This is a genomic window from Parasutterella muris, assembly GCF_009767915.1.
GTDB classification, from domain to species: domain Bacteria; phylum Pseudomonadota; class Gammaproteobacteria; order Burkholderiales; family Burkholderiaceae_F; genus Parasutterella; species Parasutterella muris.
On sequence record NZ_WSRP01000016.1, the window covers coordinates 37,134 to 60,263 of the forward strand.

Consider the following 23,130-nt stretch of genomic DNA (forward strand, 5'->3'; position numbering starts at 1 on the left):
CTTATGAAATTAAAGCAAATGAAAAATTGGTGCATTGAACGCTTGATGTCAATAAATTTGCATACTGAATATAACAAAGAAGTTGATGAGTTTATAAACAAATTAATCGAACACCGTGATGAATTGATTTTCTGTGAAATTGAATACTCTCATTTGTATTTTATTTTTGAAGGGAAAATATTTTCATTACGCAAAGACAAAAGTATTGCTTCTAGGTCTTGGTTTAACTACGACTATTATTTAACCAGCTGTAATCTTCGGTCGTTAGAAAAAGTACTGCAAGACATACGTAACAACCCACATATATTGGAGAAAGTCACTGTCCCGCATTGGCTTGCTATAAACGCTTACGCAGGGCTAGAAGCCTATTTTTATCTGAGACCCTCTTGGGAAACAATGAAGCGGTTTGAAACTTTGGTAGAAAAACCTGCTATTCACGCTTTCTCAGTTTTTGGGATTCCTACGGGCGAAGAAGAGCACAGTGTCTCTTTTGAATGCGAAAGGGATAAATCTAAGTTTTCAAACATGCTGATCAAGATTGGCGATAAGGCCAGTCGTGTTGACTTTATTGATAACAAATTTGTTCATTATTTTAACGACACACCTACAGAGCTGAAATGACAATATATAAAGAAATGAAATATCACTGTGGTCGTCGTCTGATCGAGACATTAGCTGAAGGGGAAGTCGGGGAATACAAATGGAAGGTTGTATCTTTAGGAACACACCCTTGCGGCTATGTTTCTGTGCCAGAAAATCATCCGTTTTATGAGAAGGATTGTTGGGAAATAGACGATCAGATCGAGGTGCATGGCGGATTATCTTTCAGCGGAAGGATTGAAGACTCCAACGATTTCTGGTTTGGCTGGGATTACGCACATTGCGAGGACTATACCTACTTGCCGATGTACGTGGGGTGCGGAGGCAAAAGATGGTCGACTTCAGAAATTGTCGATGAATGTCTAAAAGTGATTAAGCAATTCCGATTCTACGAAAGAGTGAGTTCGAAGACGATTGTTAGGTTAACTTACAACGGCGTAATTCCCAAAGACACATTTAAACCCCAACAAGCATTTTTAGCTCAGTCCTCAAAAAACGACACTTTTCATCTTGTCAAACTCATTGGCGGAGAGCTTTACGACTTTACTACTCGTGACATCGTTAGTGAAGTCAGTTGGTATGCATGGGAACCAATATGCGTTGAGGTAGAGGTTAAAGAACAAGGAGAAAACTTATGAGAATGATTTTTCGCTTTTTCTACCATCTTATAAGTTTTGTTGTTTTCTGTGGAGGGGTGTTTGCTTTTGCTGTAATTGTAAGGACTGTTTGGAACGAAAATTTTTGGCTGGCGATTTCGCTGTTATTGATATGTGTTATCGCCGCATTGCTTGCAACTTTCTTGGAGTGGTAAATGTATCAATATTTAGAATTAATGCAACAAGTTCTTGACAAGGGTTCTTTTCGAAAAGACAGAACAGGCGTGGGCACAAGGGCACTGTTCGGCGGTCAAATGAGATTTGATCTGAAAGAATCTTTCCCGCTTCTGACCACAAAGAAACTTCATTTGAAATCCATCATTCACGAGCTGATTTGGTTCTTAAAAGGCGATACAAACATTAAGTATCTGCAAGAAAACGGTGTCACCATTTGGGATGAATGGGCAGACAAAGACGGAAATCTTGGCCCTGTTTACGGGAAACAATGGAGAGGTTTTTCTGCTGAGGGAACATATGCGACGATTTTAGGAAACACAGGCTACGAAGACGGGCTTGTTATAAACCCCGATGATCATGACAATAAAGAATTAGGTTTTAAAAACCTAGAAACCACTAGCATTGATCAAATTGGCAAAGTTCTTTGGTATCTGAAAAAGTTCCCGTTCTCAAGAAGACATATTGTTTGTGCTTGGAACCCATTAGTGATTGATCAAATGGCGCTTCCGCCTTGTCATTGTCTATTTCAGTTCTTTGTAAGAGAAGAAAACGGCAAGAAATATCTGTCTTGTCAGCTTTATCAGAGAAGTTGTGACTTCTTCTTAGGTGTGCCGTTCAACATCGCAAGTTATTCCTTACTGACGTACATTTTTGCTGATTGTTTGGGCTACGTCCCTGACGAATTTGTATGGACGGGCGGTGACGTTCATCTCTACGACAATCACATTGAACAGGCGAAGCTACAGCTCAGCAGACATCCTTTACCCCCGAGTGCACAATTATATATAAGAAATCATCACGAATTCCCTTGGGAATATAAATTCGATGATTTTGAGATTACGGGTTATGAGTCGCATCCCGCTATTAAAGCGCCTATTGCAGTTTAAGGAGCGAATTGTGAAAAGCAACTTCTACGAAGAAGGTGGCGGTCGAGATTGGGGTATTTGGAATTCGATAAAGAAAGAGTTTCAATTCGGTATTCGAGAAAAATCTCCCATGCTGGCTGAAGCGAAACTGTTCAAAAAGATTCGCTATAACGCTTACAAATATCGGTTTGAAACGAGACCGTATCCCACAGAGAAAGAAAAGGCTCTTGGTTTTCAGTATGGCCCGCAATACGGAGGTGGCGGACCTCCTATACCCGAGAAAAGAGTAATAGAGCTTGTCGAAGCAGGGATTTTTAAACCACATTTAAATAAAAAAAGGTGATTTCTTATGTCGATAATTAGTCAAGATTTAGTCGAGCTTTTGAAGGAAACCTGCGAGTCTTCTGAGTGCGAAGACATCTCGTTCAGTGTTCGCAAGAACTATAGCGGGCGATTTATGGACGGCAAAACATGTTTGGGTTTTTGTGTTGGGAGAAATGCTGACTGGCTCGATCTTTTCGATATGTTCAAAAACGTCAATTCTTATCTGTTTGAGAAAGTAGAAAAAGAACTGCGTGAACTTAAAAGTTGCGCTCGCAGTGATTCAATGGGTTTAAACCAGATTTTCTATTTTCCTAGCAAGCAGTTTCCGAAAAATTTTATTGAAGAGGAATAATATGGCAGTGAGTAAAATTGCTGAAGCAACATCCCAGAACGCAACGTTGATTGCAAAAGCTGAGATTGGAAGCTCTATTGTCAAATTTAGAGCAAACGACAAAACCGATCATGAGATTGAAATTGAACTGTCGGTTCGTGATTTCAAAGAGTTCATCGCTCAGTTGATGGCAATGAAACCCTTTGTGAAAGAAAATGTCGTCGAATCGTAAAAAGGTTGTCTCTCAGGCGCTTCAAATTTCTCACAAGAAGCGTCTGAGAAGCGAATGCCACCGTTATTTTGACAAATTGTGGAAATGTAAGGGAGGCATGACTCGCATTCAAGCATATACATGGTTAGCAAAGTGTCTAAAAATGCCCATTAGCGAATGTCACTTTTCTACAATGACACTGTCTGACTTGATGAAGGCAAAACTATTCATTTTGAAGAAAAGCGCAGAGTGGCAAAAGAGAGGGAAGAGGTCTTTGACTCGAAGGCGACGAGCTAATCTATGCGGTTTAAGTGCGGCGAATGAGCGTGGCGAATATTTATCGTGTGAGGATATCTGATTGCCAACAACTTAATTACCAAAGGTCTCTTACAATTATCAAAAATTGTGGAGATCAAAAATGTTAATTACGGTTGTTGGCCCAGGTTTCGGTACTGAAAAAACTGACTTTTGTCGTGCATTGGCTCAAGAGTTAGGGTATCGATTTGTTTCCCTAGACATTGATGAATTTTCAGATGTTGACTTTGACGAGACCAAGAATGATGACTTGAAAAATTTCTTCAAAATGAATGAAGATATTTTGAGAGGGATTGAGCAAGCCATCTTAGATGCAAGAGACGAAAACGCCATTCTTGACTTTGGCCCGTCAGATGTCTATACATCGTTGCTGACTTACAGCACGTCGTGTTTTGACGCAAGCAATGGTTCCAAATTCGACAAAAAAGAAATTGCTTCTTTCGAGAGGCGATTAAAGCAAATTGAGGCGAAGTCCGTTGAGCTTACGCAAGAGCTTATTGACTTTACGGTTCATTTCCCAGCAAACACGAACTGCGACTATTACGCAGGTCTTTTAGACATTTTGTCACTGACAACATATGGCTTTCTGTCGAAAATCAAGGTGCCCGCAGTTTCAGTACCTAGGGAACGATTAAGCGCAGAAGAATATGTGGCGCCAGTCGCACAAGAGATAAGAGAAATGCAGAATAATGCAGTTGACCCGAACCGAGAGTTGATGGACAAGTTAAAAGTAACAATCAACTAAGAATCTCGCCAATGCTGGGGCGGGGTTTAGATAAAGGGCGAAAACAAATGAAAATTGTTGGACTAGACCTAGAAACGACAGGCATTGGCGAGGGCCACAAAATCGTTGAGTATTGCGGAATTGTGCTCGGAGCGGATTTGAAGGAAATTCCTGAAGAATCAATTCTGCAAAGATTCAATCCAAAACGTGCGATTGACGCAAAGGCAGAGGCGGTGCATCACATCTCTTTGGCAGACTTGATGAAAGAGCCAACGTTCGAAACAAAAGCCGAAGAAATTCACAAACAGCTTTCAACTGCAAAACTAATTGTTATTCATAATGCCTCGTTCGATACATCGTTTTTGAATCAAGAATTTGAAACGTTAGGATTATCGCCGATAACAACACCAACACTGTGCACAATGCGTTCAACACGTTGGGCAACGTTTAGCGGGAAAGTTCCAAGATTAAAAGAGTTGTGCTTCGCTCTTAATGTCGATTACAACGATTCTGAGGCACATGCCGCAAGGTACGACGTTGAAGTTATGCTGAAGTGTTTTGGAAAACTGGTTAAATCCAAAAGAGTTGATAGGAACTATATTTTCCCCTTCAACGAGGTGATTGAAGAGCTTTATCTCAAAGCTGACGGACTGTCTTTAAATCCCAAGCTATCCTGAATTACCCCGTGTAAGATCGACTTAATGAATTTATTTAAATTCAGATAGTTAATAACCTTAAACGAGGTTCTATATGCAAATTAAAGAGCAAAATCTCTACCAAGCGATTGAAAATTGTCTGCTTTTGTCTGATTCAAAAAGCAGAATCGTCACTGTTCCGACAATCAAGAATCTACAGCTTGTATTCGCTAAAGCAACCCAAAAGCGTACTGTCACTGTTATGGCGTACTATACAAGGAATTTCAAAATCGGCAATGTTAAGCGTTCTGCGTGGGTTCGTATTGGTGATATATCGTCTGACAAACTTGAACATCTTAAAGATGCGGAGTGGAAAATTTCAAGCAAAAATCCTGTTTCATTAGACGATGTTAAGAACATCATCTCTAAACTGAATCAGTTATCTTCAAGCGAAATGCAGAAACTTGTTTCAATAAGGAAGCATGGGGATATCGCAGAAGATCTATTAGATAGAGTCAAAACTACATCAACTCTGTCGGTTCAAGTTGCTGGCGCATCTAAGATTCAGAAAATTACACCAACAAAAGAGATTACACTTAAGAGTCTTAGAGACGAATTAGAACTTGTCGATTTGAAGATACGAAGAATTGAACTGATGCAAAAAATTCGTTCATTAGAAAACAACTAACAGCAATTAGCCCTGTTCAATACTTTTGGTTGAACAGGGTTTTATTGTCTCTTGTAAATAGGCGCAAAACGAAGAAAAGAAGCGTTCCAATGTTAAGTGGTGTAAACTTATATAAAAGTAAATAATTACTTAATTAAAAAAAAGAGGTAAACATGACACTTTCGGTTGCAGAATGCAGGTTGTACGAACCACAAAAGCTCGCAGAGATCGCTTTAGAAAGCGATGACAATCTCACCAAAACACTCGGTGAATACGTTCTTAAGACAAGCGGTATTGAAATGCAAGTTGGTGAAGTTAAATGCGCAATTCAAGAAATACAGGAAACTATGAACGAAAAGCTCAAAGATATTTTATGGTGTTTGGAAGGAGAGTCTTCAGACGATGTTGAAGAACTTTTTGAAGAGATACAAGAAAAGCTAGATGAAACATTAAATTACTTAGCGGCGCTTGAAGAGTCTTATTAAAACACTATTTTGAGGTTTTATTATGAAACTAGCACAAACATTTGCTCACATTGTTAATCAGTACGATGAATATGATCAGCGTGGAACGCTGGAATTTCCATACAGTGTTATTGAAGCATGGCGGGCACGAGCAGTAAAAGTTGAATACCCACTAGGGACCGACTCCCTAGACCCAACTGAGCTATGGCGCTTTGAAGACGGTTCCGTAGTCTCAGTTGACAACCCTAGACAGGTTGTATTTAGCATAACAGTTCTGATTCTCACAGAATAAAACAGTTGCGAACCACAAATCCAGTCTTGCAACTGGATTAAAACAACAAATCCTAGGATAAAGAATAATAATGAAAACTCAGATTGGACATCAAGAAGCGATTACAAAAATCGCCAATGCTCATACAGAAGAAGAACAGCTTAGACAGATGGAAGAAGAAGCGGTCGAATGTGCATTAGCCATCATCAAAATGCGACGACACGGAAATAATTCTCTCACTCGCAAGGATTTAGTGACTGAACTTGCGGACTGTTTAATCATGATTGAGCAACTCGTTTGGCGCTTTGGATATAAAGACGAAGTGTCCATTGAAATGGTCAACAAAATCAATCGGGAATTAAGTCGTACTAATCAATCAAACTTCTATATTACTGACGTGATTATTTAAATAAGAAGTTGATCGATTTTCAAAAGGTTGGATAGATTTTTCAATATCATGCAGTCCTAAATTACCTCTAATAGAATGAGCTTATTGAAATTCAATTAACCGAAGAGGTGCAAACATGAGCATTGAAACAATCAAAAGCATCGACGAACTGATGGTCGAAATTAACAAAGAAGCTCCTTCTGCTGAAGAAGAGATTGTTGTCGAACGTCCCACAATCACCATTAACAAAGAAGTCGTTGAGAAAAAGATTGAAATTCTCAACGCTGAAGCTGAAGAAGCTAAGAAAGAAGTAAAATCAATTGCTCCCAAAGCTAAACACGTCACCTACAAAGACGGTTACGCAAAAATGCTTGAAGAGCGCATGAAAAACTCTGCTAAGGTTTTTTCTCTCACAAAAGACCTGAGTGAAGAAGAGCAGAAAAAAGAACTTGATGAGCTTCGTCTTGCTTTAGATGACAAGTCTAAATTCTCTCAAAAGAAAGTTTGTGAAAAGGTTGTCGGTTTGTTTACATACTTAAGCGATAACGCATCTCTTAACCCCGTGTTAAAAATTGCTTTTAACGTGCTGAAAAACGATGGTTTTATTGAGAGCGGTAAAAAGGGCAATCTTTATCAAGCTCTCTTGAAGAAACCATACAGCCCGCAGACAGCTACCGCCCAGCTTGGTCAGGTGATGAATATGCTCCCTCGCTTGGGCATCACGCTGAAAGCAGGTCACAAAATGACCCCTAACCCTGAATCTAATCTTCTTCCCATGATTTACTCTAAGATGGGAATCTAAAGAAACGAAAAGCCCCGCAAAAGCGGGGCTAAATTTTTACTCTATTATCAATAACTTCGGCTTGTAATCTAAGCTCTCCTGACCGTAATATCCAAACGAATTTTCAACCAGCTTTACTCCGCCAATCTCAAGCTCAGCTTTGACATGGGTATGACCGAATACCCACGCTTTAATATTCGCCCGAGAAAAAAACATTCTTGTAAGGTCAGTACAAAAAGCACTTTGAAGCTGGCTGTCTTTGTACATTGTCGTTGTATAGAAGGTCGGTGCGTGGTGTGTTAAAACTACGCATTTTTCATCTTTGTACATTTCAAGCTGTCTATCAAGCTCAAGCAATTCAACGTCGAATCTTTTTCGATAGTCTTTTGGTGTTAAACCGTGAATCAGTCGAAAGTCATTAAGCCGATGAACAATATCAAGCTCATAAGTTGGATCAAGCTCAGACCATAGCGTTCCGCCAATAACCGTAATGTTATTAAGACAAATTGAACTTGGAGCGTTGCTAAGGCTTAAGAAAAAGACATTCGGGAAATCATATCGCTCCCGATACAAAGCTACAGGCGACGGAGTTTCATCTAGGCCGAAGGAATAATAGTCGTGATTTCCTAAGACGCAAATAACATTTTGATATTTATGTCTGACTAAGTTGAAAAAGTAGTCTGTATAAAACAAAGCGTGTTCGCTGTACCAGTTGCCAATATCTCCCGCCACCAAAAGATTGGGAGCGGTTGGCTTAAGAAAAACGCTTTCCAAGAATTCTGTACCTGCTTCACCACTTCCTATGAAGTGATCAAAATGCAGATCGGATACGACTTCAAACTTAGTCATTTTGTCTTAAAACATTTACATGAAGGCAAAGAAACATGATTTACATCACAATCTTCGTCTTTCATTTCATAGGGCCAAGAAGGGGCGAAATTCCCGCTATCAGCACGGGCACCCATGTCCAAAGAACGACCGAGTTTTTCAGCACGACGTTCGACAACTTCCATCATTGCATAGTTTGCCAAATCCAAAAGTGTATCCTCGATGCTTTCATCTTTTACCTGACGATCGGTTTTCTTGTAAAGGCTTTTGATGCGCTCAAACTTGTCTGAAAGACGAACCAAGATGGATTCGGGAAATTCGAGACGGGTTTTCGAAAAGGAATCGCCATAATCAGAATTTTTAGCGACATAAGTCTGATGGAGAGCAGAGCAAATTTCCTTGTGAATTTTGTATTTATTGATTTCTGTCATTTATTGCCTTTTACAGTAAAGAAATGCGTTCTTCTAAAATTTTTTTATAACTGGACATGATGGAAAGTTGCTTTTTGAGCAAAGAAAAATTTGCAGGTTTTGCGACCTTTCCTTTCTTAATCATTTGAATAAATCCGAACAATTTGTCTGCACGAATAGTCAATTGCTGATATTCAGCATTCAAGCGCTCTATTGGGTCTTCGGAAAGCATTAAATCAATAGTGTCTTTAAGTTCAGCCATTTTTGCTTTTTTAACGATAAATTATTTGAGAAAGGACGAATATTGAACATTCTTTACCAAGCTTTGTACATGTTGTAGAGAGCATCGCCGCTTGGTGATAGAGCTGAAGATAAGAACAAACAGATGCTAAGAAAATAAAGCGACTTTCTGTTATTCATTTGGGCAGTTGCCAGACATACAGTCCCGCTAGTCATACAAAGAAATTTTATCCAAACCCAAACGCTGTCATACCAAAAAATCCACCACGGAGTCATCTTTTTCTCCAAAACCAACCAGAAAAGCATCTGCCTGAATATTCCCAGAGAAAAAGGCAAAACGCGATCGGAATCGGCGCCCAAACTGCCCACTCGCTAGGCATTGATGCAATCGTGTACAGCACGGCCCCGAGTAGGGAAAAGATCAAAACAACCTGAATCATTCCGAAAACAAACTTCCACGAATTTTCTGAAAATGTCAGATAGTAGCCATGCAGATTTTTGATTTTTTCGTCACCCTCGGCTTCTTTTTCCCTAAGTTCAGCAAGCTGATTACGCCAAGATTCTTCAAACTCAACAACTCGGTCAGGCCCTCGCAGACCCATGCCGTTTGGTCCTTCAAACTTCTTTTTCAATTCAAAAAAAATTTCTTTTTCTTTTTCGTCTTCGGCTCGAACATATCGACCAAGAAGGACATCATGAATGTACCGACAATCCTTAGCACTTAATTTCATAAGCTATTTTCCTTCAATTGATTCTTTTCAGTTTCAAGCTGTTTCTTGATATAGGCTTCAGCCCACATCAATACGTCTTTTGAAATGTTCTGAATCTGCTCGTTGTTGACCACAGCAGGAACCACAACCATTGCGGCGACTGTGCTTTTAGATGGCAGAAGAATACTGCTCAAGAAGCTGAACACAATAACTGGACATATGATCTTTATGACCTTGTTATAAAATTGAAGATAGTCGTCGTACCTTTTCTTATCTTCGTGATCGTAAATCGAACATACCAATATTGATCTGACCATCATCAGGATGCCGAAGGAAATCAGTGAAAGACCGAGAACAGATGAACTGGCATCAATCAGAGTGTCTAATTGTCCAATAAAATAGATTAATAAGGGGCTTATTTCTGTCATATCTATGTGTTAAAGGTGCAATTCATCGTACCGTCTGGGCATTTCTCTGAATGCAATGACAGGACACTCCAGCTCACTGATATTCCAACAAGCAGGCGAGCAATCATTGGGAGACGGTCCGTAAATCGCCTTTTTGAAAAGGCAGTTTTGGATTTGTCCGTTGCTCAATTGGACTAGATATTCTCCGCTTTTAGGCGGCTCCACATTCGGGAAGGGATTCCATTCGTTTGGGTTATATTGCGCTTTAAATTCAGAGACAGGAATTTGAATTGCAATACAAATAGAAGAAAGCTCAGGCTTGTTTTCGGGGTTTGTGAATTCGAGATAGACAAAACTTTCCTTCTGATAGAGCAGAAAAAAATTATGAATCTCCTCATCAGTGAAAAATTCATTGACTTTTCTCTTCAGTTCAGGGTTTTTAATTATCCACATATACATTCTCCTTAATTAGAACCGACAGGGGATGGATTTGAACCACCGACCTTCGCCAATTTTGCGTTGCTCTACACCTGACTGAGCTACCCTGTCTTTAAATGAGGCCTTTGATCTAGTGCGCATATCAACGACCTCACGGGAGAATTGCTGTGCACCCGACAATACCCCTTCACAGATGTTCGCTACGCATCTGCACCCTGCAATGACCTTGCACGGATTCTGTACACAAGTCTTGCGAGACCTATATGTACAGATAGTGCAAGGGCGACCCTTTACATGCTTGTTAAAGCAAATATGGAAGAGCTGTCTGGAATCGAACCAGAATCAAAACGAAATGCGCCAGTCACGTCTAGCGGTGCGTCCACCGTGCATTTTCGCTTCGTTTTTCCCTCTGAACTTCTGCCCGTGATCATCGATAAGTTCTTAAAACTACAGCTCTAATAAATCTCTATGGTCGGAAGGGATGGATTCGAACCACCGAACCTCCGTTAGGGGAGCGGATTTACAGTCCGCCGCTTTTAACCACTCAGCCACCTTCCGAATTTAACTTCAAAATCATCTATCTCTAAATGACTTTGAGGCGAGGTCTGAAATTATTCAAACCTCTTGTCACTTTTCATAAACACTTTGCGCTTTAGACCACATGCTTATGATTGGCTGACCAGACCAAGAGACTTTAATTGGAAGAAGTCCCCAACTCCCGCACTGCTATGGTTAAGTGCGCAACCTCACTTCTTCTGGACAAAAGTGATAAAACCGCTACAGCTTAGACTCTGGAGCACAGTCTCTAAAGATGGTCAGGGCAGTTGGACTCGAACCAACGACCGCTCGGTTCCAAACCGAGAACTCTACCAACTGAGCTACGCCCTGAAAGCAGGGTGATGTACAGGGGCTTGAGAATTCTAAGGTTCTAAAACCCTACTCCCATTCAGGAACTCAGCACTAATCCTTCGCTACATCACCCATTGGTCTAGGTTTGTTTAGGGAGAGACCTTTCCCTTTGAGATTCAGAGGGTGGATTTGCACCACGTTTACTCAGTTTATGATTCTGAAAACCTTGGAGTTGTTTGCAGACAACTCGCTACTGCTCGGTCACGCTCTGAATCTGACTCGTTCACGTCTTGTTTGTCACCTTACATTCCCCATTGAACGTGAGACTTGAAAGTCTTAATTTCAAGTCTCACTTGCTACGCATGAAACATAATGAACTTTATTAAGTACATTATATCAGCAATAAATAACTAAGCGATTACTTAAATTAGTCTCGACATAAGGATTTATACCTAGTCAATTTCATTAGTCAAAAAATAAGGGCTTGAACAGGGTAGTCTGTTAAGCCCAGAAAATCCAGGTGGTTAAGTAAGGAATAAAACATGCAGTTCTTTTTTTTATAGAGCTAATTATATCATTTAAAGATAACTAATCGATTACTTAAATATTGGTAATTGTACTTAGACGATTTGAGGCGCATCTTTATCTAATCACAGCAGTCCAACCCGCTATGCTTTAAGATCGAAGCAGATAGATTTAAGAGAGGTAACTTAAATGAGAAAAGCGAGTTTAGAAGAGGTTGTGCAAGACAGAAGCGACCGAATTTTTAATGGTGTTTTTCAAATTAAAAGCATGGAAAACACGATAGTAGATGAGGGCGCAGACTCTGAAGCGGGCAAGAATGCGATCAATATCATCAAAAACTACACGATTGAAGACGTGTTTAATGATATTGAAGAGAGCTTACAGTCGAGTCCCTTTGCGCAGTATCACTGTTCATTAACAGCTTCAGAAAAGATGCTCATCACGCCCTTTATTTTGCAGGTGCTCAGCAAGTTAAAGAGCGAATATTAACCGTTCATTTTTTTCTAAACAAACCTGTCGGTTTCCCACCAATCCCGACAGGTTTAACTTTTTGTCTTTACTTTTAAAGATTCATCGATCTAACTATTTGTTTTTAAAGAATAATTTAATTTTATCCTCTCTAAAAATCCTAGGCAGAAACTACGAGAAAAAGAAGTAATTATGTTTTGACAAGTTTTAGAGTTGTAAAGCAGTCCAGACTTACAAAAATTATAATAGGTTCATACGAAATTCTTTTAAGAGGTATTCTATGAATCAGCAAATGAAGCTTAGCCAATTGAAGCATTTAATGGCTCAAGACAATTGGTCAATTTCTCAGCATTTTGAAATCGATAAAATCAATGAGAAAGAAGCCATCGGTATTGCGGTGGTAACAGCGGTTAGAGACGATATCAGAGTCAATTACAATGAGGGTTTTCTTTTCAATCGCATTACTAAAGAGATTGAAGTCACAAAAGAAAATCTTTATGGCGTCTGGTGGATTGAGTCTTTGCCCGATGTCAATGAAATTGATGTTATTGATGAAGAAAACGAGATTATCGATTCTTTTGATTTAGATGAGCAGAATTTTCCATCTAAATTTTCACAGATTGACTATTCAAAAATCATCTCAAATTATTTTGTAATCGATAATTTTTCACTGACTGATGATTAAATTCAGTTAAAAATTCACATTCAATCAAACAAAACCGCAAGAACAAAATTCTGCGGTTTTTATATACGCCTAAACGTTTCAATAAAAGAGCTGTCAAAAACAATTCACACCAACAATAACAATTCAAACGAATCCTAGGCCTACAAAATGATTAACTCAATTATCAGAATAGAAAACAAACAATCTAATAACACCAATAACAGAATGAACAATAGTCGGGATATTAAAGATAAAAACAGGCAATTCAAGGCAAGTAGAATAGTAAATGCAGAATCGACAAACAAAGACACAGAAGTAGCGGGATAGAAACAGAGGCTAGAACCGAAAGAGCGGGAATGACTAATGGCAAACAGAGATAACACACGGCAATTAGAAATGAAGAACAGAAGCTAGGAATAGCGGGAACAAGAACTAGAAACAAGTAATTAGGGATAACAAACAAAAACTAGGGATAACAAACAAAAACTAGGGATAAGGAGCAGAAAATAGGCGGGGCGATGAAGCGGATTCGTCTTTTTGAGACATTGTCCCACTTTTACCATTATTTTAACTCATTTCCAGCTTCAATTTCCCACTTTTGTATCAAAAATAACCCCGTTTTCCCACTTTTAATTCACAATGGTTCAATCCTAGGCTAAGGGTCAATGGCATAGAGGCTTTCCAGTCCTTCAATTGCTGGCAATTCCATAATCCTCGGAAGTCTGTGATTCCTAGGCTGTCTTTTATCCATAGGCAAGTTATCTGACTGAAAGACAATGAGTCTTCAAAGCCTAGGCTCATTGCTGGAAATTTGAGTTAGAAAATTGATTAATCCGAGGCTCATTTTTCAAAATTGTTATAGTCGGAATTTTTTGAAAATTTTTTGATTAACGCTATTGGGACGAGTTTTCCTAAACGCCCGTCGTTATTGGGTTTGTAAAAATGGTCATTTTTGGGAAAAGTGGGGTTTTTCCATCAATTTTGAGTGAAAATTAGCTCAATTTTTTCAAAATTGTTATAGTCATGGCGTTCCTTTTGCCAAGTTATGCCGAGAGTTTCTGTGAATGCCTTCGGCAATACACAAGAAACGCATTAAACGGGGCTATAGACGCATTACAAGACTATCTATATAGAGAAATAGAAGTCTGGGAATATGCCGCATGGTGCGTTTTCTATGCTTATTTGCCACTAGCATAGAGTAAAGTGGGAAATTTCAGTGAAAAATGGCAGATTTTGAATAGCCTCATCCCATTTTGGCAAGGAATCTCTCAGCAGATTGATTATATATTTATGGGAATCGAACTGGCTTCAGTCTTTCATCAAAAAGAGGCAATAAAAGGCAAGAAATCGCCCAAAAATGCGTTTTAACTGCAAGGATTTTTGAAAAAGTCGATTTTTGAAACATCAATATCCACGGGGCTTGAGGAATGATCGTCCCTATAGGATTAATCAAAACTCATCTACGACATTTTTATCCAGCAGATTTTTCAGAATCCAAGGAAATCTTGATGAGAAATCCTCGGCTTTTATGAACGGAAATTATCCTCCAAGCACATATTGCCTGCGAAGAAAAGCCTCGGATGACAATTCCATGGCGAAGTTTATCCTCCAAGCACATGTGTGCGCACATGAGCCACGGATGCACAGAAAAGACAAAAGAGAAGAGAAAACACAATTGATTGAGTTCAAGCCAAGGATTGAGCTTTAAGAAAAATGAGTTTGGCGGGGTTAAAAGATTTCAAGCGTGCCATTATTAGCTGATTAATAATAACAACATGTTCAATAATTTTTAGAGAGGCAAAACATGACACTGCTAAGTTTAGAAAAGACTAAAGCCCTGTGGGAAAAAGACTATGAAATAGTCAATCTTTTGCATGAGCTTGGTTATAGCGAAGATGATGACGATGAAGATCTTGAAGCGCTTCGCAACGAGCTTGAAGCTATCTATAACGATGGTTGCTCTTCGGGTTGCTGTCTCGCACTCACGTACTACTCTGATACAACAGCATTCTATGAAAGAAACGAAGAAGTTGCTGAGCATATCGAATGTGTTGCGCAAGAGGTCGGTCTTGATATGCTGTGTGATAGTCTCGGTTTAACCTATGGTGATATTCTCACCTGTTCAAAATACGCAAAGAATGCGTATGTATGGGCTTATGTTGAAAATCTAGTGAGAATCATCATAGAAGGGGAATAAAACCCAGACAAGGGGCGGGAGTCAATCCCGCTCTTTTCGTCAGCAGTCGCATTTTCCTACAAGTATTTCGATATCCCTAAATCCTAGGAAATGTTCAAAACAAATCCGAGGAGTGTCAAACAAAAACGCTGGAAATCTTATTCATAAATCCTAGGCTTAAAGCGCATGTGCGCACGTAGGACGAATGGCACGATGAAAGAGAGACGGCGCAGTTGACGCAAAAATAAGCACAATCCGAGGCGTGACTTGCACGCTTATCATTGATGGCGGGGTAAAAGAATTGTAAGCAATCCATACTTAGATGTTTCATAATTCAATTATAGAAATAAATTTTGATAGAGGTAATTGAATTATGAAATTAGCTAAATTAAACCCTGAAATCATCAGAGAACACAACATTCTGCGTCAAAAGAGCAAGATAACCTGCGCTGATTACGTGCGCTTCTCCTACTTAGTGGGAGACCTTCGGTCCCTGACCAAACGCAGTTTTTCAACTTCTCAAAAAAAATACTACCGCTTCTGCGGTAAGTGGTTAGAAAAAGACCTGTAAGTTGACACAACCCACCCTGCTAATCAGCGGGGTTTATTTTTGCTCAATTTCGCTGGAAATTTTCATGCTAAATCCTAGGATTTAATCAAAAATTATTCATAGGAAACAATTAGTTAGCTTAAGTGTGCCAATGTTACTTCAATTACGATATTTACATATTCAATTGTTTTATGAGAGGTTTTAATTATGTTTACTGCTTTAAACCCGACCGATTCACGCAAGAGCTTTTACGGTAAAGCTCAGGTTATGACGCTAAACGGAGTGGAATTTTTGATGTCTTATTCAACGTTCGTCGCTTATGTGAAAGACGGTAAGCTCTTTAAAAATGACGAAAGATGGTCAATGACCACGGGGCGTCACATAAAAGCGTTCTCAGACCGCTTCGCACTGGAAGGGGAGTACAAAGGAAAAAGGGATTGGGACGCACGTCCCGCAAGCCACATTAACCCCGTTTTCTTGATAGTTGACCCCGCTTATCTCGACAATGACAAGTAACAAATCAATATTTGAAGCCCCGCAATAAGCGGGGTTATTCTTCAATAATTTTCGTTGGATAGTTATATCACAAAATTGAAGGTATCCAGCGTTATTCACTTTTGGGCAAATCCTCGGAATTATTCGCAAGTAATCCTCGGAATATTACTGAAAATCAATAAGATATTGGTATTGGCGCTGTTTTCAGATTATAAGTGCGCCAACAACCACTCTGATAAAATATACATATCGAAACAAGAAATTCAAGGGGTTTAATGATGAATGAAATTATCGCTATTTACTATGAGTATGCGCTTGCATACGAAAGAAATAACATGGGTTCTCTTTGTTTTGACGACCTTCAAATGCTTGCTGAATGGGTTGAAACAAATAAGGTTAAAGACGTTAGAATTCTGAGAGATAAGTATGGTAATTTTTCTGTCACAGAAAAACGTTGCCCTGTTTGCAATGAGTATGCAACTTGTTTGCTTGTCTCAGTAACATACGAATAACAGACAAATATTTGAAGCCCCGTAAAGGGGCTTTTATTTTGCTTATTAGATAACTAACTGCTTACTTCTAATTCATGAATACCGTTTAAACCGCTATAGAGCGTTTATAGGGCGTTTTCTAATCGAGCATGAGTGATTTATCGTCTGAGAAAAGAAAACCGCTCAGAAAGCGTTTTAGGGCGTTTCTGAGCGGTTGACTAGTTGCGAATTAGAGCTCTAATGCTCTGTCAGTAAGAGCAAATAATGCCTTAGAATACTTGTCCCACAAGGCGTTAATTTCGTTTTTACAAGTGCCAGTTTTATCCAAAAACAAAATTGCTTTGCGTACTTCCTTCAGAGCTTTTAATTGTGCCTTGATCAACTTGCATTCTTCGATTTTGCATAAAAGAACTTTGTTCTCGGCAAGTGTGGGGGTTTCTGTCATTTCATTCTCCAGTTTTGTAATTGACGGCTACAGATTCGTTCAATCTGCAATTCAATTATAAACACAATAACAGTATTTTGGTCTTGGATATATAAGTAATTAGTTACTTGCATATTATAAAAATTTGTGTTAGCATCGCACATGAAAATTTTCCAGATGTATCATCTGGGCTGTTTCGATCTTTGCCTTTGTGGGGGCTTTCGCTGTTTCTGCACTCAGACATTGAGGACTTGTCAGTGAGGTTAGAACTACACGAATGTTTATTCGGTTGGTTTAAATCTTGATAGGTCAGCGGTTGGCGGTTTCTCTATCTTTCAGACCTCTGTTACTTATTAAGGAATTAAGTAGCAAGTCTGGGGGGTAGGGGGGCTTTCCCAATTTCTGCTGACTTGATTCAAGGTTTTCCAACCGAATGGGATAAACCCTAAGAAACAAGAGACTTAAACAAGAATTAAGAAATTAAATTTAATGGGGAAGTTGCATCCAAAGTAAACAGAAAATCAAAATCAAAAATCAGATAAATCCAACAAATTAACAGACAATTTCAATCAGAACTAAGGCATACAAGATGTAGTATGTCAAATGAGACTGTTTAATTCTCAAAACCATCGAAACGACACAACATTTCTAATCTCTTTGAGTGTTTCCAACTATCTTCTCACTAGTCATTAGTGAGATACTTATTGTTAAGCCCACTACTACCAATAGTGGGTTTTTTGTTGGCGTCAGAAAATACGAAACAAGTGACTTCGGTATAATTGAGTCAGTTTAAGAAGGTTCTTATTTCTTAGCCACTCCGTTTAGGTATATACGGGCGTATATGCTGTCCTTCGGGACGATAAAGCAAATGCCCCGTTAGTTGCGATAACGGGGCATACAAAACTAAAGGTTTTAAGAAATGAGTCAAAAAGTCTTTCTTAAACTCAGGTGTATTTTAACACACCGAAAGTTCAGGCGATACCTAATATGGTTATTTAAAGTAATAGTAGCTATAGGCAGTAGAGTAGGGATTAGTAAGTTGTTAGGCTACATTTGCGATTGTCGATAATATTGACAGTCTGCCCCGCTAAGGCAAAAGCTGAGGCGGGGTTTCTTTATTGCTGGCAAGTGGTCTTTGAAGTCTCACAATCCTCGGCTTACACAATAGTCTTTCAAACTCTGGCGCAGTCTTTCTTGTATAGGCGAGTCTTTTAGGCATAGGCGCAGTGATTATGCTGTAGGCTAAAACCTTGCGGCTTAGGCAATGAAAGTGCTTTAGACTCTGGCAAAGGAGGTCTATAAGACTCTGGCACTGAGAGGAGTCTTTTGGAATAGGCAAGAGTGCGGATTTTAAGCTCATAGCTGGATTTTTATAGTGTTTATATATGCTAAAGCGAGCAAAATAAAAGCCCCTTGCGGGGCTTCTGACAGCGTTGTAATTGATTACACTTCAAGGTAATCAATCATCCCACGGTCTGTAAACTCGGCACGACCAATATCATCTTCGCTACCGATTAACCAGTCTGCAATTGTCTCAGCAGGTGCGTTACCGAATTCTCTTGAGTAATCAAGAGAATTTTTGCGATCAAAATGAAGAAAGTTGACTAAATCATCACTGTTTTTAATGAAAGTGAATACCAATACAGTGTTTTCTTCTAAATTAGTTGGGAAACTGTTTTGATAATCTTCTTTGCTCTCGAATACGAGAGCGGGATGATCGTCAATAATCGTATGTTTCATAATTACCTCTCAATTAATGAATTACCATATAAGTATTATATCACTATCTGTATAAAAATAATCAATAAAAACAGAGAATTCCTGAGTTATTGAGGGTAAGATTTCCTTCAAAAAACGCAATAAATCCGAGGATTTCTGATAGTGGTGAAAGCGATAAATCCGAGGATTTTATATTGCATACCGCCAGCAAACGACAAGCGAGTGACGGAACGACGGAAAAGGAGAAGGACGGAAATGAGAGAAATCCGAGGATTGACGTACAAGAAACAAGCGGGCCGCAAGCGTCGGTTGTAGAATCAACGGGTGACAAGCGGTAAACCCGAAGACATCATCGACGGAAATGCGCTATAATGGGCGCATTGTCGGGGCGAATTTTATCCTCCACGCGCACGCATCGTCTCGTGCGCCAGTCGCAAAGCAAGCTGGCGATTGCGAAAAGTGCGGAGCAGGGGTGGGTAAAGTGCAAAATAACCCACCTGTAACGTGAAAGCGGGGTGGGTTAATCTCGGTAAAAACCCTAAAAGCAGCAGGTCTGAGTTTAGGGGTAAAGATATTTGCTAATGGGCTATGGGAGTGATGACCCGTATGGGGTGATTGCGGTTGACCTATAACGCAATTATCCCGCCCACCACTTTAGGGAATACTCTTATTAGGGTTATTCTTTATTGACAAGTTATGTTTGAGAGTGATAGGGAGTAGTGACCTGAAAAATTAGCGAGTTTTTTTTTCATAATTGCTAGCTCGTCTAATTTCACTCTCAAACACCATCTTAGGGACTTCCCTGTATGGGGTTTGTCCCTATTGGTGTTTCTTGACATTTTCAAAAATCAGTGTAGAATGTGAAGCGTAGAGATTAGTTCACTACCTAATCGCTACAGTAAATCACTAACTCTTTATATATAGCAATTATGAAAAGATCTACTTTTATTTTCAGTCAACCGACTGCTGAGCAAATTAATGCTCTTAATGAAAAGACCGCTAATCTGGTTTCTCAAAAATTAGTAAATTTCCCTGAAAATGGGAAATGTCTCAAAACTAAGAACCCCGCCCGCAAAACAACAGCTAAACAGCTGAGCGCCCTTCAGTCTGCAAATGAACAACGTTCATTAACCGCTCAGGTTGAAAAATTCGTTTCTATTGCACGTTTAAATTACAAATTGAGACTTGACAGAGCAAACGAGCTTAAGCCCGTTAATACGTTCGTTCGTGATTCTCGCAGGTTTATGAATGAGGTAAAAAACAATCCCGAGCAACTGTATTCTAATTTAGTCGCAGTTGGGAAACTGACCAATCACCCCGATCCCGCTGGTTTTGCTCTTCAGTTTGCAAAAAACATCGCTATCACAAACGAGAGCGACCCTAACTATGTAGCGCAAAAAGAATTAGGGAAACTACCTGAGTTTATTTCTGCACTTGCAGAGAACCGCCCCGCCCGTAATACATACCTCGCAATATTCTTCATTGCGATGTGCGAGGGAATGACTGATTTGTCTCGTTTCAGTTTGATGTATTACGCAAATAATAAAAAATACCACCTCTCTACAGAGGTCAGGGAAAAACTGAGAGAGCGGGACGCTAGCAGTTATACCATTGGTACAGCTAAAGCTCAATCAGGGCAATGTAAAAAATTAAGTAGAGCGCTCGGGCTGATTAACTATAAAAAATTCGAGAAAAACACCCCTGTGGTGATTCTCTCTCACGCCCTCCCGTTATTCAAAGCATTAGCGGGTAGAAAAGACTAACCCCTCCCATCTCTCAGGTGGGTTAACTCCCACCTGACCACTCAATTAATCATCATTTTATAGGTTAACAATATGAAATCAAACAAAAAACTTTTAGATTTTTACACAAAACTTTACGGTCTCACCCGCTATGCGTCGCTCTGTCGTTTTTCTTATGACCGTATCGAAGATAACGACGGTGTTAACGACACGATCATTATCGGTGTTGGTCAGCTGGTTATTCAGGTTGATTGCTATTTAATCAAGCCCGAGCGTGGTAAAGACTATGTTATCGCAGTGATGAATATTGACGCTGTAGAAGAAGAAATGCAAGACTATCCCGATAACTACAATATATGGGAGCACTTTCAATCTATTTTTTGTGGTGCTGACAATGAAATCAAAATTATGTTTGATCTCAGTAGCAATATGCACCGTCGTTTATATAACGAGCTGATCAAAACGATTCTTGAACCGTCAGTATAAGACCAATCATTAGGGCGGGTTCAATCCCGCCCGCTCATTTCAACTAATTAAAGGGGTAAACATCATGACAGACGACCAAGCGGTTTTAATCACGATTGCAGGTATGCTCATTGTGATCGTTGTACATTTCATTTACTATGTTTTTTATCATAACAAATAACTGATTTAAACCCCTCAAATAACGCCCGTATCAAGCGGGCGTTGTTTTTTTGACTCTACATAATAGATTCAATAATTAAATCGATTACAGCGCTATTTTGACGCCCTGTAATCGATTTTTTTATTTGTACTGCAATGAATGGGAGTAACAACAGTGTTCTGTTGTCAACTGTTCAAATTGACCTGTGATTATCTCTATTCAACATACTGCAAACAATTATGAGTAGTGAACAGATTGAACATTGAACAGTGATGAGTAATGAACAAACAACAATGATAATTAAATACGACCGACAGATTGAACCTGATTTCATCATGAAAAACAGACCAACGGGAGAGATGTACAGGGGAGGGGTGAAGTCTAAAATCACCCCAGGGGTAATTGCATACATCCCTCCTTTTTCCTACAAATCCCCCAACTCGTCCTTATCCCCCAGCCAGAAGACCCGTTCTATCAATCCTTATCCCCTGAATTATTCAGTTCGATTTATATAGCCTAATCCGTGCCCATAGACACCGCAGTGAAATACAGCTTCTTCATTTGGACTAAGTACGGAAAAGTGTTCAAAGCCTTGTCCTGTGAACCAAGCACATGCGATTCTATGTTTTCCCGCAGTTGTATAGAACACTGTTTTGTCTTTGGGTTTTAGTTCGGCAATCTCTCTATCATTATCCTTAACGTAATAACTATTCATTGATCCGATTAGATTTCCATGATCTCTAACTACCGTGATTTTTACGTTATTTTCGGTCGTTTTTTCAGCTTGAGCTTTTGGCGAAACGAAATTCGCCTCATCTAAATTTGTTGGGTCTGTAGTAACACACCCAGAAAGAGATACTAATAAAGCCAAAAGAGGTATAAGTTTTTTCATTGTTTTCTCCTTGTTACTTTAGTAAGGTTGTTGAATTGAGTTTCTTGCTAATTGTGTGACAATCTTTCTAAGATGGTTACGACTCATCATTCTTATCTCTTAAAAATACGCTCTCGGTGGTATTTAAGAAACACTCTTGTTTCGTCGTTTAATTCTCGAAGTTTTCTCCCGTCTTCTATCCCAAAGCAGTTTCTTACTTCTTTTGAAGTTATGATTGTTCCGTCATCATCAAAGGTTATGTATCCCTTATCAAAGAGAAAATCATAGTTGAACGCCAGAAGCAGAGCATTATTTGGATTTAGTCGATTGTCCCTATCTTCGCTCCATGGGATGATGTGAGAGCAGATTAATAAGTCTTGTCTTGTTTCGTCGCTTACTTGACACATACCGTGATGAAGCTCTAAAAGCTGTTCTCGTAACCATGCCTGACCGATTCTGTGCGTGACCTCTTTTCGAATTTCCGTTTTAACATTTTCTGAAGCAAGTGCATTATCTATTTTTGATAGATTACTTTCACATGCTTTATATCTGTGTTTGATAAGAAGGCGGTTGTAAAGTTCGACAGCTTGTGGTTGGTAATTATAATTGATGACGGTTGATCCTTGAGTGGCAAAGTTTTTTAATTCACCAAAGAAATCGTTGAGTTCTTTTTCGTTGACGAGAGGCCGATTGATGTTGAGTTCTATCAGTTGAATTTCTACGAATTTGGATGATTCAGCATTCTCGATTAAGTTTAGTCGGTATTTTTCAATTTCATGTTTGTCTAGAGTGTGTGCGCCGTCTCTTGTAAAATAGCCAAATCCTATAATTCCCGCATTCGACTTGCTTTTGCACTTATACAAAAGAAATTTTTGTTTCTTTCTGACAGAGACGCTCGACTTCCAGTAGCCTCTCTTTTCTCTCTCTAGAATTTCTATACACGAAATTGGACAAGCTTTATCTGTCCAGTTTAATCGCACTATTTTCATAATCTATCCTTGGTTTTTGGGCTGTCATTTCCTGAAATCGGTTGACTACTTGATGTTGTTAAACCTAGTTAAAGTTTACTGTTTAAAGAGTAATCCCTG

The 23,130-nt window shown here is 39.3% G+C and carries 32 protein-coding genes and 3 tRNA genes; 22 read left to right on the plus strand and 13 right to left on the minus strand.

Features of this window, described 5'->3' with window-relative positions:
- Positions 1 to 3 precede the first annotated feature (3 nt).
- The 14 genes from E5987_RS06320 to E5987_RS06385 all read left to right on the plus strand — a co-directional run bounded on the left by E5987_RS06320 (position 4) and on the right by E5987_RS06385 (position 7,431).
- Positions 4 to 621 (plus strand): hypothetical protein, encoded by a 618-nt coding sequence (locus E5987_RS06320; protein WP_160335254.1) that lies wholly within the window; start codon positions 4 to 6, stop codon positions 619 to 621.
- Positions 618 to 1,238, plus strand: a complete 621-nt coding sequence (locus E5987_RS06325; RefSeq protein WP_160335255.1) for a hypothetical protein — start codon at positions 618 to 620, stop codon at positions 1,236 to 1,238. The genes E5987_RS06320 and E5987_RS06325 overlap by 4 nt, the downstream gene beginning before the upstream one ends.
- Positions 1,235 to 1,411, plus strand: a complete 177-nt coding sequence (locus E5987_RS06330; protein ID WP_160335256.1) for a hypothetical protein — start codon at positions 1,235 to 1,237, stop codon at positions 1,409 to 1,411. Before E5987_RS06325 ends, E5987_RS06330 begins: the two co-directional genes overlap by 4 nt.
- Positions 1,412 to 2,320 (plus strand): thymidylate synthase, encoded by a 909-nt coding sequence (gene thyA / locus E5987_RS06335; protein WP_160335257.1) that lies wholly within the window; start codon positions 1,412 to 1,414, stop codon positions 2,318 to 2,320. It begins immediately after the preceding gene.
- A gap of 10 nt (positions 2,321 to 2,330) precedes the next feature.
- On the plus strand, positions 2,331 to 2,642 hold the full coding sequence (locus E5987_RS06340; protein WP_160335258.1) for a hypothetical protein: 312 nt from the start codon (positions 2,331 to 2,333) through the stop codon (positions 2,640 to 2,642).
- A gap of 114 nt (positions 2,643 to 2,756) precedes the next feature.
- Positions 2,757 to 2,975, plus strand: coding sequence for a hypothetical protein (locus E5987_RS06345; RefSeq protein WP_160335259.1), 219 nt, complete (start codon positions 2,757 to 2,759; stop codon positions 2,973 to 2,975).
- 1 nt (position 2,976) lies between these two features.
- A complete protein-coding gene (locus E5987_RS06350) occupies positions 2,977 to 3,186 on the plus strand; it encodes a hypothetical protein (RefSeq protein ID WP_160335260.1) in 210 nt (69 codons plus the stop codon).
- A complete protein-coding gene (locus tag E5987_RS13470; RefSeq protein WP_160335261.1) occupies positions 3,170 to 3,523 on the plus strand; it encodes a zinc-finger-containing protein in 354 nt (117 codons plus the stop codon). Before E5987_RS06350 ends, E5987_RS13470 begins: the two co-directional genes overlap by 17 nt.
- 60 nt (positions 3,524 to 3,583) lie before the next feature.
- The gene (locus E5987_RS06360; RefSeq protein ID WP_160335262.1) at positions 3,584 to 4,225 is read left to right on the plus strand and encodes a hypothetical protein; all 642 of its coding nucleotides are present in this window, start codon (positions 3,584 to 3,586) and stop codon (positions 4,223 to 4,225) included.
- Positions 4,226 to 4,272: 47 nt separating this feature from the next.
- Entirely contained in the window at positions 4,273 to 4,881 is a 609-nt protein-coding gene (locus tag E5987_RS06365; RefSeq protein WP_160335263.1) for a 3'-5' exonuclease, read from the plus strand.
- Positions 4,882 to 4,954: 73 nt separating this feature from the next.
- Positions 4,955 to 5,527, plus strand: coding sequence for a hypothetical protein (locus E5987_RS06370; RefSeq protein ID WP_160335264.1), 573 nt, complete (start codon positions 4,955 to 4,957; stop codon positions 5,525 to 5,527).
- A 152-nt stretch (positions 5,528 to 5,679) separates the two neighbouring features.
- Positions 5,680 to 5,991: a hypothetical protein gene (locus tag E5987_RS06375; RefSeq protein WP_160335265.1), complete on the plus strand. Its 312-nt coding sequence runs from the start codon at positions 5,680 to 5,682 to the stop codon at positions 5,989 to 5,991.
- 341 nt (positions 5,992 to 6,332) lie between these two features.
- Complete coding sequence (locus E5987_RS06380) at positions 6,333 to 6,650, plus strand: nucleoside triphosphate pyrophosphohydrolase family protein (protein WP_160335266.1); 318 nt, start codon at positions 6,333 to 6,335, stop codon at positions 6,648 to 6,650.
- A gap of 115 nt (positions 6,651 to 6,765) precedes the next feature.
- Complete coding sequence (locus E5987_RS06385; RefSeq protein WP_160335267.1) at positions 6,766 to 7,431, plus strand: hypothetical protein; 666 nt, start codon at positions 6,766 to 6,768, stop codon at positions 7,429 to 7,431.
- Positions 7,432 to 7,467: 36 nt separating this feature from the next.
- On the opposite strand, the gene E5987_RS06390 is transcribed toward E5987_RS06385, so the two are convergent.
- The 9 genes from E5987_RS06390 to E5987_RS06430 form a co-directional block, all read right to left on the minus strand.
- Positions 7,468 to 8,259, minus strand: coding sequence for a metallophosphoesterase (locus tag E5987_RS06390; protein WP_160335268.1), 792 nt, complete (start codon positions 8,257 to 8,259; stop codon positions 7,468 to 7,470).
- The gene (locus tag E5987_RS06395; RefSeq protein WP_202074565.1) at positions 8,256 to 8,669 is read right to left on the minus strand and encodes a nucleotide modification associated domain-containing protein; all 414 of its coding nucleotides are present in this window, start codon (positions 8,667 to 8,669) and stop codon (positions 8,256 to 8,258) included. The genes E5987_RS06390 and E5987_RS06395 overlap by 4 nt, the downstream gene beginning before the upstream one ends.
- 10 nt (positions 8,670 to 8,679) lie before the next feature.
- A complete protein-coding gene (locus tag E5987_RS06400; protein WP_160335269.1) occupies positions 8,680 to 8,910 on the minus strand; it encodes a crAss001_48 related protein in 231 nt (76 codons plus the stop codon).
- A 250-nt stretch (positions 8,911 to 9,160) separates the two neighbouring features.
- The gene (locus E5987_RS06405) at positions 9,161 to 9,619 is read right to left on the minus strand and encodes a hypothetical protein (protein ID WP_160335270.1); all 459 of its coding nucleotides are present in this window, start codon (positions 9,617 to 9,619) and stop codon (positions 9,161 to 9,163) included.
- Entirely contained in the window at positions 9,616 to 10,026 is a 411-nt protein-coding gene (locus tag E5987_RS06410) for a hypothetical protein (RefSeq protein ID WP_160335271.1), read from the minus strand. Before E5987_RS06410 ends, E5987_RS06405 begins: the two co-directional genes overlap by 4 nt.
- 9 nt (positions 10,027 to 10,035) lie before the next feature.
- The gene (locus E5987_RS06415) at positions 10,036 to 10,458 is read right to left on the minus strand and encodes a hypothetical protein (RefSeq protein ID WP_160335272.1); all 423 of its coding nucleotides are present in this window, start codon (positions 10,456 to 10,458) and stop codon (positions 10,036 to 10,038) included.
- A 22-nt stretch (positions 10,459 to 10,480) separates the two neighbouring features.
- Positions 10,481 to 10,554, minus strand: a tRNA-Phe gene (locus E5987_RS06420).
- A 358-nt stretch (positions 10,555 to 10,912) separates the two neighbouring features.
- Positions 10,913 to 11,001: transfer RNA gene (locus E5987_RS06425), tRNA-Tyr, on the minus strand.
- A gap of 254 nt (positions 11,002 to 11,255) precedes the next feature.
- Positions 11,256 to 11,331, minus strand: a tRNA-Pro gene (locus E5987_RS06430).
- A gap of 675 nt (positions 11,332 to 12,006) precedes the next feature.
- Here E5987_RS06430 and E5987_RS06435 point away from each other — a divergent pair.
- The 6 genes from E5987_RS06435 to E5987_RS06460 all read left to right on the plus strand — a co-directional run bounded on the left by E5987_RS06435 (position 12,007) and on the right by E5987_RS06460 (position 16,682).
- Positions 12,007 to 12,306, plus strand: coding sequence for a hypothetical protein (locus E5987_RS06435; protein WP_160335273.1), 300 nt, complete (start codon positions 12,007 to 12,009; stop codon positions 12,304 to 12,306).
- Between the two features lie 259 nt (positions 12,307 to 12,565).
- Positions 12,566 to 12,970, plus strand: coding sequence for a hypothetical protein (locus tag E5987_RS06440; protein WP_160335274.1), 405 nt, complete (start codon positions 12,566 to 12,568; stop codon positions 12,968 to 12,970).
- A 1,783-nt stretch (positions 12,971 to 14,753) separates the two neighbouring features.
- Complete coding sequence (locus E5987_RS06445) at positions 14,754 to 15,146, plus strand: DUF7222 domain-containing protein (RefSeq protein ID WP_160335275.1); 393 nt, start codon at positions 14,754 to 14,756, stop codon at positions 15,144 to 15,146.
- A 352-nt stretch (positions 15,147 to 15,498) separates the two neighbouring features.
- A complete protein-coding gene (locus tag E5987_RS06450; protein WP_160335276.1) occupies positions 15,499 to 15,696 on the plus strand; it encodes a hypothetical protein in 198 nt (65 codons plus the stop codon).
- Between the two features lie 186 nt (positions 15,697 to 15,882).
- Positions 15,883 to 16,191, plus strand: coding sequence for a DUF8033 domain-containing protein (locus tag E5987_RS06455; RefSeq protein WP_160335277.1), 309 nt, complete (start codon positions 15,883 to 15,885; stop codon positions 16,189 to 16,191).
- A 257-nt stretch (positions 16,192 to 16,448) separates the two neighbouring features.
- On the plus strand, positions 16,449 to 16,682 hold the full coding sequence (locus tag E5987_RS06460; RefSeq protein WP_160335278.1) for a hypothetical protein: 234 nt from the start codon (positions 16,449 to 16,451) through the stop codon (positions 16,680 to 16,682).
- A 208-nt stretch (positions 16,683 to 16,890) separates the two neighbouring features.
- Here E5987_RS06460 and E5987_RS06465 read toward each other — a convergent pair whose 3' ends face one another.
- Together E5987_RS06465 and E5987_RS06470 are read right to left on the minus strand one after the other, a co-directional pair.
- A complete protein-coding gene (locus tag E5987_RS06465) occupies positions 16,891 to 17,106 on the minus strand; it encodes a hypothetical protein (RefSeq protein WP_160335279.1) in 216 nt (71 codons plus the stop codon).
- Between the two features lie 1,422 nt (positions 17,107 to 18,528).
- A complete protein-coding gene (locus E5987_RS06470) occupies positions 18,529 to 18,825 on the minus strand; it encodes a hypothetical protein (protein WP_160335280.1) in 297 nt (98 codons plus the stop codon).
- Between the two features lie 908 nt (positions 18,826 to 19,733).
- On the opposite strand from E5987_RS06470, the gene E5987_RS06475 reads away from it, so the two are divergent.
- Both E5987_RS06475 and E5987_RS06480 read left to right on the plus strand, forming a co-directional pair.
- Positions 19,734 to 20,567, plus strand: a complete 834-nt coding sequence (locus E5987_RS06475; protein ID WP_160335281.1) for a hypothetical protein — start codon at positions 19,734 to 19,736, stop codon at positions 20,565 to 20,567.
- 72 nt (positions 20,568 to 20,639) lie between these two features.
- Positions 20,640 to 21,032: a hypothetical protein gene (locus E5987_RS06480; RefSeq protein WP_160335282.1), complete on the plus strand. Its 393-nt coding sequence runs from the start codon at positions 20,640 to 20,642 to the stop codon at positions 21,030 to 21,032.
- Positions 21,033 to 21,664: 632 nt separating this feature from the next.
- On the opposite strand, the gene E5987_RS06485 is transcribed toward E5987_RS06480, so the two are convergent.
- Both E5987_RS06485 and E5987_RS06490 read right to left on the minus strand, forming a co-directional pair.
- Positions 21,665 to 22,063, minus strand: a complete 399-nt coding sequence (locus E5987_RS06485) for a hypothetical protein (protein ID WP_160335283.1) — start codon at positions 22,061 to 22,063, stop codon at positions 21,665 to 21,667.
- Positions 22,064 to 22,155: 92 nt separating this feature from the next.
- Positions 22,156 to 23,031 (minus strand): HNH endonuclease, encoded by an 876-nt coding sequence (locus E5987_RS06490; RefSeq protein ID WP_160335284.1) that lies wholly within the window; start codon positions 23,029 to 23,031, stop codon positions 22,156 to 22,158.
- Positions 23,032 to 23,130: the final 99 nt, after the last annotated feature.

What these genes read in the sequence shown, in the direction of transcription:
- E5987_RS06410 (WP_160335271.1), bottom strand. Translation starts at nt 10,026, where the DNA reads ATGACAGAAATAAGCCCCTTATTAATCTATTTTATTGGACAATTAGAC.
- E5987_RS06455 (WP_160335277.1), top strand. Translation starts at nt 15,883, where the DNA reads ATGTTTACTGCTTTAAACCCGACCGATTCACGCAAGAGCTTTTACGGT.
- E5987_RS06480 (WP_160335282.1), top strand. Translation starts at nt 20,640, where the DNA reads ATGAAATCAAACAAAAAACTTTTAGATTTTTACACAAAACTTTACGGT.
- E5987_RS06390 (WP_160335268.1), bottom strand. Translation starts at nt 8,259, where the DNA reads ATGACTAAGTTTGAAGTCGTATCCGATCTGCATTTTGATCACTTCATA.
- E5987_RS06435 (WP_160335273.1), top strand. Translation starts at nt 12,007, where the DNA reads ATGAGAAAAGCGAGTTTAGAAGAGGTTGTGCAAGACAGAAGCGACCGA.
- E5987_RS06465 (WP_160335279.1), bottom strand. Translation starts at nt 17,106, where the DNA reads ATGACAGAAACCCCCACACTTGCCGAGAACAAAGTTCTTTTATGCAAA.
- E5987_RS06360 (WP_160335262.1), top strand. Translation starts at nt 3,584, where the DNA reads ATGTTAATTACGGTTGTTGGCCCAGGTTTCGGTACTGAAAAAACTGAC.
- E5987_RS06325 (WP_160335255.1), top strand. Translation starts at nt 618, where the DNA reads ATGACAATATATAAAGAAATGAAATATCACTGTGGTCGTCGTCTGATC.
- E5987_RS06330 (WP_160335256.1), top strand. Translation starts at nt 1,235, where the DNA reads ATGAGAATGATTTTTCGCTTTTTCTACCATCTTATAAGTTTTGTTGTT.
- E5987_RS06445 (WP_160335275.1), top strand. Translation starts at nt 14,754, where the DNA reads ATGACACTGCTAAGTTTAGAAAAGACTAAAGCCCTGTGGGAAAAAGAC.
- E5987_RS06405 (WP_160335270.1), bottom strand. Translation starts at nt 9,619, where the DNA reads ATGAAATTAAGTGCTAAGGATTGTCGGTACATTCATGATGTCCTTCTT.
- E5987_RS06440 (WP_160335274.1), top strand. Translation starts at nt 12,566, where the DNA reads ATGAATCAGCAAATGAAGCTTAGCCAATTGAAGCATTTAATGGCTCAA.
- E5987_RS06450 (WP_160335276.1), top strand. Translation starts at nt 15,499, where the DNA reads ATGAAATTAGCTAAATTAAACCCTGAAATCATCAGAGAACACAACATT.
- E5987_RS06395 (WP_202074565.1), bottom strand. Translation starts at nt 8,669, where the DNA reads ATGACAGAAATCAATAAATACAAAATTCACAAGGAAATTTGCTCTGCT.
- E5987_RS06415 (WP_160335272.1), bottom strand. Translation starts at nt 10,458, where the DNA reads ATGTGGATAATTAAAAACCCTGAACTGAAGAGAAAAGTCAATGAATTT.
- E5987_RS06485 (WP_160335283.1), bottom strand. Translation starts at nt 22,063, where the DNA reads ATGAAAAAACTTATACCTCTTTTGGCTTTATTAGTATCTCTTTCTGGG.
- E5987_RS06365 (WP_160335263.1), top strand. Translation starts at nt 4,273, where the DNA reads ATGAAAATTGTTGGACTAGACCTAGAAACGACAGGCATTGGCGAGGGC.
- E5987_RS06490 (WP_160335284.1), bottom strand. Translation starts at nt 23,031, where the DNA reads ATGAAAATAGTGCGATTAAACTGGACAGATAAAGCTTGTCCAATTTCG.
- E5987_RS13470 (WP_160335261.1), top strand. Translation starts at nt 3,170, where the DNA reads ATGTCGTCGAATCGTAAAAAGGTTGTCTCTCAGGCGCTTCAAATTTCT.
- E5987_RS06370 (WP_160335264.1), top strand. Translation starts at nt 4,955, where the DNA reads ATGCAAATTAAAGAGCAAAATCTCTACCAAGCGATTGAAAATTGTCTG.
- E5987_RS06475 (WP_160335281.1), top strand. Translation starts at nt 19,734, where the DNA reads ATGAAAAGATCTACTTTTATTTTCAGTCAACCGACTGCTGAGCAAATT.
- E5987_RS06320 (WP_160335254.1), top strand. Translation starts at nt 4, where the DNA reads ATGAAATTAAAGCAAATGAAAAATTGGTGCATTGAACGCTTGATGTCA.
- E5987_RS06380 (WP_160335266.1), top strand. Translation starts at nt 6,333, where the DNA reads ATGAAAACTCAGATTGGACATCAAGAAGCGATTACAAAAATCGCCAAT.
- E5987_RS06470 (WP_160335280.1), bottom strand. Translation starts at nt 18,825, where the DNA reads ATGAAACATACGATTATTGACGATCATCCCGCTCTCGTATTCGAGAGC.
- E5987_RS06385 (WP_160335267.1), top strand. Translation starts at nt 6,766, where the DNA reads ATGAGCATTGAAACAATCAAAAGCATCGACGAACTGATGGTCGAAATT.
- E5987_RS06350 (WP_160335260.1), top strand. Translation starts at nt 2,977, where the DNA reads ATGGCAGTGAGTAAAATTGCTGAAGCAACATCCCAGAACGCAACGTTG.
- thyA (WP_160335257.1), top strand. Translation starts at nt 1,412, where the DNA reads ATGTATCAATATTTAGAATTAATGCAACAAGTTCTTGACAAGGGTTCT.
- E5987_RS06375 (WP_160335265.1), top strand. Translation starts at nt 5,680, where the DNA reads ATGACACTTTCGGTTGCAGAATGCAGGTTGTACGAACCACAAAAGCTC.
- E5987_RS06460 (WP_160335278.1), top strand. Translation starts at nt 16,449, where the DNA reads ATGAATGAAATTATCGCTATTTACTATGAGTATGCGCTTGCATACGAA.
- E5987_RS06400 (WP_160335269.1), bottom strand. Translation starts at nt 8,910, where the DNA reads ATGGCTGAACTTAAAGACACTATTGATTTAATGCTTTCCGAAGACCCA.
- E5987_RS06345 (WP_160335259.1), top strand. Translation starts at nt 2,757, where the DNA reads ATGGACGGCAAAACATGTTTGGGTTTTTGTGTTGGGAGAAATGCTGAC.